Genomic DNA, 1,066 nt, shown 5'->3' with positions numbered 1-1,066 from the left:
GATTCCTGGACAGCAAGTCGAACACCTCGACGGCGCGATCATAATATGCAACAGCGAGAAGCCCGTTAAGAGGAGAAAATGCGATGCTTTGTGGTTGCTGGATTATTCCACGATCGGCGACAGGAGCCGATCGATTAATGGCTATTTCATTTCCGTCTCGCATATCACGCAGCATCATGTCATTGACATTATCTTGAGAACCTTGCACAAGAAATCGGCCGTCGGGTGATAGCTGGAATCTGCTCTTGTCACGGCATGGCTGCTCTGACAATTTCGCGCCAGTGGGAGCAAAAACAACACGAGATCTATGATCCGCCAGAAACACCTCCCCGGTATTTGACACAGAAATCTCAAGCAAACCAAGCGTGTTGTGATTCAATGGAACAACGCTGTCTCTTTCCGCATCATAGAGAGACAAACGGTAAGCACCTTCATCATACGATACGACGAACTTGCCATTGTTAGACACGCAGGCCATACAATGTTCAGCTTTACGTAGCGCAACCGCAAGAGGCGTCTGTATTAAGCTTGCATCTGAGCTTGGGGCTGAGACGTATACACCGATCTGTCCCGTATCTTCGTTCATAACCGGACGGCGATTCTCATGTTCCCCGACAAAGCTCTTGCTTATATTCAGGCCAATTCTGGGCATCTTTGAGCTGATATGTCGCCATCCTTGCGGCAAGGAGATTTCCTTGGAAGACCCATCCACAAGCCTGACAGACTCATGGACACCGTCGTCAGCCCGAGTACGCAGGGAGAGCTGGCCATGTGTATTAAACGTTGCAGATACCAGGTTATCCACGGAAACATCCAAACTGGTTTGTGTGTGCGTGTACCTGCCTCTGCCTTCTGCAAGTAGATGGTGTTGTAACATTAGTAAAGATGAAGCCGGATAGCTTGCAGAGGCACCTTCAACATTCACAATTCCAATTCTCTGGAGTGCAGCATTGTCAATCTGTCCTTCTTCCCGTTGAATAAGTTCTCTAGCTTTTGTTTCCAGCTCGTTGGAATCAAACATTGCGTCATATTGACTTGAAACTCTCTTCAATGAAGCCAGAAGCCA

1 protein-coding gene is annotated in these 1,066 nt (G+C 48.1%); it reads right to left on the bottom strand.

Annotation, left to right across the window (positions count from 1 at the left end):
• Positions 1–1,021: WD40 repeat domain-containing protein (locus AC1DQ3_RS36485; RefSeq protein ID WP_477124946.1), on the bottom strand; the 1,021-nt coding region annotated here is incomplete at its 3' end.
• Positions 1,022–1,066 lie beyond the last annotated feature (45 nt).

Source organism: Cupriavidus sp. 01T418, from assembly GCF_056398885.1.
The sequence above is the reverse complement of the archived record's forward strand: the minus strand, read 5'-3'. Positions and strand labels throughout refer to the sequence as shown.